Annotated in this window: 8 protein-coding genes and 1 pseudogene; 2 read left to right on the top strand and 7 right to left on the bottom strand. The window is 70.5% G+C overall.

What is annotated here, in order from left to right:
* Positions 1–218: 218 nt before the first annotated feature.
* Positions 219–746, bottom strand: a complete 528-nt coding sequence (locus B7767_RS32035; RefSeq protein WP_373408254.1) for a TetR-like C-terminal domain-containing protein — start codon at positions 744–746, stop codon at positions 219–221.
* 224 nt (positions 747–970) lie between these two features.
* A complete protein-coding gene (locus B7767_RS32030; protein ID WP_085575186.1) occupies positions 971–1276 on the bottom strand; it encodes a helix-turn-helix domain-containing protein in 306 nt (101 codons plus the stop codon).
* Between the two features lie 67 nt (positions 1277–1343).
* Between B7767_RS32030 and map the strand changes: the two genes are divergently transcribed.
* Positions 1344–2126 carry a type I methionyl aminopeptidase gene (gene map / locus B7767_RS32025; RefSeq protein ID WP_085575185.1) on the top strand — a complete coding sequence of 261 codons (783 nt, stop codon included), beginning with the start codon at positions 1344–1346 and terminating at the stop codon, positions 2124–2126.
* A 179-nt stretch (positions 2127–2305) separates the two neighbouring features.
* Here map and thrS read toward each other — a convergent pair whose 3' ends face one another.
* The gene (gene thrS, locus B7767_RS32020; RefSeq protein WP_085575208.1) at positions 2306–3532 is read right to left on the bottom strand and encodes a threonine--tRNA ligase; all 1227 of its coding nucleotides are present in this window, start codon (positions 3530–3532) and stop codon (positions 2306–2308) included.
* A 200-nt stretch (positions 3533–3732) separates the two neighbouring features.
* Complete coding sequence (locus B7767_RS32015) at positions 3733–4494, bottom strand: maleylpyruvate isomerase family mycothiol-dependent enzyme (protein ID WP_085575207.1); 762 nt, start codon at positions 4492–4494, stop codon at positions 3733–3735.
* 401 nt (positions 4495–4895) lie between these two features.
* On the opposite strand from B7767_RS32015, the gene B7767_RS32010 reads away from it, so the two are divergent.
* Positions 4896–5351 carry a DUF2690 domain-containing protein gene (locus B7767_RS32010; RefSeq protein ID WP_143652737.1) on the top strand — a complete coding sequence of 152 codons (456 nt, stop codon included), beginning with the start codon at positions 4896–4898 and terminating at the stop codon, positions 5349–5351.
* Between the two features lie 227 nt (positions 5352–5578).
* On the opposite strand, the gene B7767_RS45930 is transcribed toward B7767_RS32010, so the two are convergent.
* From B7767_RS45930 to B7767_RS46695, 3 genes and pseudogenes are all read right to left on the bottom strand, one after another.
* Positions 5579–5881: a hypothetical protein gene (locus B7767_RS45930; protein ID WP_143652736.1), complete on the bottom strand. Its 303-nt coding sequence runs from the start codon at positions 5879–5881 to the stop codon at positions 5579–5581.
* 5 nt (positions 5882–5886) lie between these two features.
* On the bottom strand, positions 5887–6885 hold the full coding sequence (locus tag B7767_RS32005) for an RNA polymerase subunit sigma-70 (protein WP_085575183.1): 999 nt from the start codon (positions 6883–6885) through the stop codon (positions 5887–5889).
* Between the two features lie 151 nt (positions 6886–7036).
* Positions 7037–7544 (bottom strand): annotated as a pseudogene (locus B7767_RS46695) (hypothetical protein); the annotation flags it as partial.

Below are 7544 nucleotides of genomic sequence, written 5' to 3'. Positions count from 1 at the left end.
CGCCGTGATCGTTCCCCGCGGCCGCCGGCACCGCCTGGAACCGGACGTCCCCGGCGACCTGATGCCGATCACCCTCCGCCACGGCACCCGCCTCGGAAAGCGCACCGGTACCCCCTGACCGGAGGCGGCCGGTGAAGGGCCGCCGGGCCACCACGAACCCCGCCCGAAGGCCCGGCGGCTCCGGTCCCGCCGGCACGAGGTGTTCCCCGCCTCCTCGATCACGCGCTCTCTTGCCGAGGGACGGAGAAGGCACCCGCGGCAGCCGCCAGGACTGCCGCCCGCGCGGCCCGTTCCGGGAGTCGCGGGTCCGGATCGGCGCGCAGGAGCACCAGCTGGTGGTAGAGCGGCGCCGTGGCGGCGATCAGCAGGCTCCGCGCGTCCGTGTGCCGTGCGGGGAGTTCACCGCGCTCGACGAGGATCCCGCACTGGGCGTACCGGTCCGCCCACAACCGCGTCTGGGCCCGTGCGGCCCGTTCGGAGTGGAACGAGGCGGCCATCAGGGCGACGGCGAACGACGGCTGTACGACCAGGGATTCCTGGATCTCCTGGTTGAGGACCGTCAGGTCGCCGCGCAGCGAGCCGGTGTCCGGCGGCTGCCAGTCGATCTCGCCGGCGGCGTCGATGACGTCGACGAGCGGGCCGCCGACATCACTGTCCGGTTCCCCGGTGGCGCCATCCGCGTCTCCAACCTCGTGGGCGAGATCGTCCTGGGCCATGCCCGGCATCCGGGTCCGGTTGAGGAGCATCTCCACGAGGCGGCGACGCCCACGAGCCAGGATGCCTCGCCGCGGCTCGGCGACGAGGAGGCCCGGCTCGGTGTCCGGTTCGAGGTCCTGGGCGCCGGACCTCGGTGGCGATCCCACCGGCCGGTCTCCTGCACGTCGCCGTTTGCCGACAGCTCTGCACCGGTGATCCTGACGAGGCAACGGACAAGCCCGCCGGCTCACGCGTACTTGATGTGGGGTGGGTGTCACGAAACCAGTGATGGATGCCGTGTGACGGGCAGGACCGACCCGTCCTCGGCGGTTCGCTCCGCCTGGCTGATCTCGGCCCAGACGGCGTCAAGGGACAGGCCGAGGGTGTCGGCGATCGCTGCGATGGTCGGGAAGGCGGGGGTGGCCACACGGCCGGATTCGATCTTCCGCAGAGTCTCCGGCGAGATGTGCGAAGCGAGCGCCACGTCCAGCATCGAGCGGCAGCCCCGGGCCCGGCGGAGCAGGGCACCGAGGCGCTGTCCGCGTTCTACCTCGGCGGGGGTGAGCGGCAACCTGACCATGGCCCCATTCTAATACCGGTACAGTTAGACCGGGATAGTTATTGGAAGCACACATGAGAGGTCCCCCATGATCGAGATCCTGAATTCCGCGCGGCTCGAGCGGGCGAGGGACACCGGCGCCCTGGTCGGAGACATCCTGCACACGCTGAAGCAGCGCAGCACGGTAGGGACGAACCTGCTGGACATCGACCAGTGGGCCAAGGAGATGATCACCGAGGCGGGAGCGCAGTCCTGCTACGTCGACTACGCGCCTTCCTTCGGGCGCGGCCCGTTCGGGCACTACATCTGCACGGCCGTCAACGACGCAGTGCTCCATGGGCGGCCTCGGAACCACACGCTGGCAGACGGGGACCTGCTGACCCTCGACCTCGCCGTAGCCAGGGGCGGGGTGGCCGCGGACGCCGCGATCAGCTTTCTGGTGGGCCAGGCCAGGCCGACGGAGAGCGTTGCGATGATCGAGACGACCGAACGCGCACTCGCCGCCGGCATCGCCGCCGCCAAGCCCGGGGCGCGCATCGGCGACCTCTCCCACGCCATCGGCACAGTCCTCAGCAAGGCGGGCTACCCGATCAACACCGAGTTCGGAGGGCACGGCATCGGCTCGACCATGCACCAGGACCCACACGTCCCGAACACCGGACGGCCCGGCCGCGGATACAAGCTCCGCCCCGGACTGCTGCTCGCCCTGGAGCCCTGGGTCATGGCCGACACCGCCGCACTCGTCACCGACGCCGACGGCTGGACGCTGCGCAGCGCGACAGGCTGTCGGACCGCGCACAGCGAGCACACCATCGCCATCACCGACAACGGCGCCGAAATCCTCACCCTGCCCACGCAGGCACGACCGTAAGAGGGCGCTGCGACGAGTGGCCCAGCGCGCCGGGTACGAGACTGCCGGACGCGCGGAGGAGATCCTCGGTGTGAACGTCGCGGACCCGGACCTCGCCGGGAGTCGCTGCCTGGCCGAGGCGAAAGGCGCGCGGAGCAGGACCCGCCCCAGGTGACAGCAGACGCTGATCGCGACGCCTGCTACGAGGTGGCGTCGGCCCACAGATCGGTGCTGTGGGCACCGACGAGAGCGCTGATGCGGGTGAGTGCGTCACTGACCGGCCGCGGGTCGAGTCGGCGTCCGTCACGCAAGCGCAGTGCGACGTGATCCTCAGCGGCCTCCTCGGCGCCGATGACGGCCTGGTAGGGAACCAGGCGGGCCTCTCGGATCCGGGCGCCCAGGCTGCCGCGGTCCGGTCCCGCGATCCGGGCGCGCAGCCCGAGACGGGTGCAGCGTTGGGCGAGGGCCGCGGCGTTCGGCAGTTCGGTGCCGGAGACCGGGAGGATCACCAGCTGAGTGGGGGCGAGCCAGGCGGGGAAGGCGCCGCCGTGCTGTTCGATGAGATGGGCGACGGCTCGCTCCACACTGCCGATGATGCTCCGGTGGACCATGACCGGGCGGTGCTTGGCGCCGTCCGCGCCGATGTAGTGCAGGTCGAACTGCTCGGGCTGGTGGAAGTCGACCTGGACGGTGGACAGGGTGGACTCCCGGCCGGCGCCGTCGGTGACCTGGACGTCGATCTTGGGGCCGTAGAACGCGGCTTCTCCCTCGGCTGCCTCGTAGGGCAGGCCGGAGCGGTCGAGGACGTCGGTCAGCAGGGCGGTGGACCGTTGCCACTTCTCAGGTGCGGCAACGTACTTGCCACCGGGCCCCGGGAGGGAGAGCCGGTGACGGGTGGGGGTGATGCCGAGCGCCTCGTACGCCTGGCGGATCATCTCCAGGGCCGCCTGCGCCTCCTCGGCGACCTGGTCCAGGGTGCAGAAGACGTGTGCGTCGTTGAGCTGGATGGCCCGCACGCGGGTCAGTCCGCCGAGCACGCCCGAGAGTTCGGAGCGGTACATGCCGCCCAGTTCGGCCATCCGCAGGGGCAGTTCGCGGTAGCTGTGGGAGCGGGAGCGGTAGATCACCGCGTGATGGGGGCACAGGCTGGGCCGCAGGACGACCTGCTCTGCGCCGAGGTCCATCGGGGGGAACATGTCGTCGCTGTAGTGCGCCCAGTGCCCCGAGATCTCGTACAGCTCCCGCTTGCCGAGGACCGGTGAGTACACGTGCTGGTAGCCCGCCCTCCGCTCGGCGGCACGGATGTACTCCTCCAGGGTGTGCCTCACGGCCGCGCCGTCGGGCAGCCAGTACGGCAGGCCGGCGCCGATCAGCGGATCGGTGTCGAACAGGCCCAGTTCACGGCCGAGCTTGCGGTGGTCGTGCACGGTGGTCATCGCGGTCTCCCTGCTGGTCGCGGAGCAAGTGACCGGGCCCACGACGAAGCCCCGGGGCACTTGCCCCGGGGCTTCGGATCAGATCGTCTGTCAGCGCGCCGGGACACTCTCCGGCGTCGTCGTCATGGCAGCGCGCTTCATGTCACGGACGTTAACAGGACGCAGCGATGTCCACACGGTCATTTCTCCGGCTACTCCTCGGGCTCCCAGGCGATCAGCCGCTCGAACACCTGCCGGTCGCCCTCGATCCTCAGGTCGTTCAGCGTGAGGCGGCCCCAGACGAAGAGGAGAAGCTGCTCGGCCGTGCCCGTGGCCGAAGCGGAGGCGGGCGCGGCGTCGTCGGTGAGGGGTGCGGGCCAGGCGCCGGTGTCGTCCAGCGCGAGGAGCCAGGAGTGGCCCTCGGTGGCGTGGTAGTGGATGGTGGCGGCCTGGTGCGGCCAGGCCGCCGGGGTGGAGTTGCAGGTGTCGAGGAACTCGGCCACGCCGTCGAGCGCGACGTCTGCCGGCATCGGCTGCACGGCGCCCGCGGCGAGCTGGGCGTCGTAGGTGTGCACCAGGATCTCGTGCACCCGGCGCCGGGCGACGCCCCGGGCGTTCGCCGGCGACACGCCGGCGCTCCACCACGTCCAGCACTCGCGCTCGGGGCCGGCCTCGCGCAACGTGCTCAGCAGCAGTTCGTTCGACTCGGCGTACCAGGCCGGCAGTGCCTCGAGTTCGCGCGGCGCCCCCACGGTCTCCTTGGCCGGTGGAGCTTCGGCCGGGCCGGCGGCGACGATCGCGGCCCACCAGCGCTGGCCCGTTCCCAGGTGCCGCACCAGATCGGACAACGTCCACTCGGGGCAGGACGGCACCGGCGCGTCAAGGCCGGGCGCGGCGGCGACCGCCCTCCGGAACGCGGCCGACCGCTCGTCGATCAGTCGCAGCAGGGCGGAATACTCAAGACTCTCCGTCACCTCGCCCACCCAACACCCCGGCTCGACCGAGCACACCCTGTTTTTCCAGGCCGTCGGCTACGGGAGCCGAAGCCACCTGGTGGAAAGCCCGGCCGTGGCCGTACACCGGTTGCCGAGGGGCCGCACGCACGGGCTGCCGGCCCCGGTGACGGGGCGGTACGTCCAGGAGTCCGCCGACCTCACCGCGCCGCATCCCGCACCGCGACCACGCACACCCGGAATCGAGGAAACTGCATAAAGAGTGATTTAATTTGCCATTTACCCGGGTGACCTCTACTCGCGCATCGACCGAAAAATCCGCTCTCGATATCGGTGAAGATTGTCAGTCCGGTGCCTCACATCTATGATCATCCGGTGCTGCACATAAGTGTCGGCGCCGCCTGATTGAAACCGGAGTTCTTGTGAACAAGATATTGTCCCGTACCGCGACCATTTCTGCAGCCGTCGTCGCGATGGGCATGATTCCACTGGCCGGCACCTCCTTCGCCGCCAGCTGCAGTGGGGCGGGCTGTGACAACCAGGGGCCGCGGGCCACGGGCTGCGAGACGGCGAGCGTTTCCACGCAGCGAACCATCGACAACAACAGCCGCAAGGCCGAACTGCGTTGGGCGTCGGGGTGCAGTGCGGCCTGGGTCCGCGTGACGAACAACTCCTCGAACTCGCTCTACAACTCCTACGGCTACATCGAGAAGTACGACTCGGCCGGCAAGCTGATCCGCTCGCTCAGCATCAGGGTCCCGGACACCAAGGGCGGCTCGGACTGGTCGAACATGCTGGGCGGCGCCAGCTACTACTACCGCGTCTGCATCTCCTTCGTCGGTAATGAGTACCCGATGAAGTGCAGCACGAAGTTCTGATACACCGGAATCGGGGGGAGAGAGATGATGCGGGCGTCTTTCTCCGTTCGGTGATCGAGCCGTTTTCAACCTCGTGCTGATGCGTGCTGGAGGACGGGAACGGCCTTCACGATGTCGGTGATGCGGCTTCCGCGGCAGGCCGGCCCACCCGTCCCCGACCTGGCGGGCGAGGTGGTTCGGGCGGGCGCGCGTCGGCATGGCCGCAGTACGTTTGAACGCCGTGCGGATCACGAAGTACACGGCCCTTTTCTCCCGAAGCCACGGCGAGGTGACGAGTGGCTCTCTGTAAATGCCCGGCTTCCGGGCGGAGTGATGATGCGCACCCTGGCCGTGCGACGGTAGGGGTTGTGCAGGGCGCGGACGCCGGTGCCGCGCAGCCAGAACGCGGCGTCGTGTCCGAGGACCGGCCCCGGCTCGCCGTCACGTAGCTCCAGCCGCACCCGGCCACGAGTGACGACGCAGAACGCGTTGTGCCATTCCTCCGCGATCACGGCGATGCGTGCGCCGGCGCGCAGCGCGAGCGTTTGCACCGGGTCTACTCGGTGCCGTCGGCCGGCAGGCGCTCCGGCAGTCCGAGCCGCGGGAACCGGTCGTCGTGGAACGTGGTGATCTCGGTGATCGTCCCGCCGGTGACGCGCAGGACGTCGATCGTCAGCGGCAGGTACGCGCCCTCGGACTGCTGCCAGAGGTAGAAGGCCAGGGCGGGCTGCCGGTTCACCGAGGTGGGAACGGCGCGCAGGCCGGTCATGCCCTCGAAGCCGCTCTCGGTCAAGAAGTCCACCACCGCGTCACGGCCGACGTACAGGCCGGGCGTGGGCGGCATCGAGAAGCGGACGTCGTCCCGCAGCATCGAGGCGAGCGCCTTGACGTCCGTGGCCACGCTGGCCTCGGTGTAGCGGCGCACCAGCTCACGCATGGCGGCGTCCTCCTCTCCGCCGGTCCAGTCCTGCCGCTCCGCGGGCAGGTGCTCCCGCATCCCGGCACGGGCGCGCTGCAGCGCGCTGTTCACGGAGTTGACGGAGTCGCCGAGGAGGTCCGCGACGTCCTTCGCCGGCCAGCCGAGCACGTCCCGCAGGATCAGCACGGCCCGCGGGCGCGGCGCGAGGTGCTGGACCGCGACCAGGTACGCCAGCTCGATCGTCTCCCGCGCGACGGCGACGGTCTCCGGCTCGTCCGCGTCACCTGCGGGCAGTTCGTCGAGCAGCCGGTCCGGGTAGGGCTGCAGCCACCGTACCTCGCCGCCGGTCGCGGGCTCGGGGCGGCGCTTGGCGAGCAGGTCCAGGCAGGCGTTGGTGGCGATCCGGTACAGCCAGGCCCGGAGCGTCGACCGCCCCTGGAAGGTCTCCCGCCGCCGCCAGGCGCGCAGGAACGTCTCCTGCACGGTGTCCTCGGCGTCCTCGAACGACCCGAGCATCCGGTAGCAGTGCACGTGCAGCTCCCGCCGGTGCCGCTCGGCCAGCCCCGGGAACCCCGACTCGTCGGCTTCGCCCGGCCCGCTCGTACCCAGCTCCTCCAGCATGGTGTCCGCGCTCATCACGTCGCCCTTCCGTCTCGCCCTGTCCGGTCGTACATGTGACGGGTGCGGTCGCGGAAACTCATCACCAGGGTCGGTCGGCATGGCTGAGCAGTCGGCGTGCCCCGCCGTCCGGGCCGACGACGTCCGTGCCGTTCGGCCTGTGCCGGGGTCAGCTCTCGCCGGTCTCGGTTCCGCAGAACTGTTCGAGCAGCAGGGGTGTGCCCAGGGCGGTGGCGGTCAGTTTGCGGTGTGCGGCTTCCAGGGTGCGTACGGCGGCGGGCAGGCCTGCGGGGAGTGCGGGTTGTCCGTCGCGGGGGCGGCCGGGTGCGGTGGTGATCCAGAGGTGTTCGACCCGGCCGCCGCTCAGGGCTGTGAGGTGGCCGGTGGTCAGTGCCTGGTGGGTGTTCTTCCAGCGGGTGAGGGCGTTGCGGGAGACGGTGTCCAGGGGGTACCACTCGCCGGCGGCCCGGGCGCGGGGCAGGGGGCGTTCGAGGTCGAGGTCGGTGAGGCGCATGGGGTGGAGTGTGCTGATGCCCTGGCCGGTGCAGACGGCGAGGGCGATGAGTGCGACCGAGCGCTGCCAGGTGGCTTCGAGTGTTCCGGCGGGGTGGTGGCCGGCGAGGAGCCGCAGGGTGCGGTGGGCTTCGGTGGGGGTGAGGCGTGGGGCGAAGTGCGGG

This window comes from Streptomyces sp. 13-12-16 (assembly GCF_002114215.1).
Classification (GTDB): domain Bacteria; phylum Actinomycetota; class Actinomycetes; order Streptomycetales; family Streptomycetaceae; genus Streptomyces.
This window is presented reverse-complemented; position numbering and strand designations above follow the sequence as displayed.

Coding starts and splice junctions, on each gene's coding strand:
- B7767_RS32035 (WP_373408254.1), bottom strand. CDS start 746: ATGCTCCTCAACCGGACCCGGATGCCGGGCATGGCCCAGGACGATCTC.
- B7767_RS32030 (WP_085575186.1), bottom strand. CDS start 1,276: ATGGTCAGGTTGCCGCTCACCCCCGCCGAGGTAGAACGCGGACAGCGC.
- map (WP_085575185.1), top strand. CDS start 1,344: ATGATCGAGATCCTGAATTCCGCGCGGCTCGAGCGGGCGAGGGACACC.
- B7767_RS32005 (WP_085575183.1), bottom strand. CDS start 6,885: ATGAGCGCGGACACCATGCTGGAGGAGCTGGGTACGAGCGGGCCGGGC.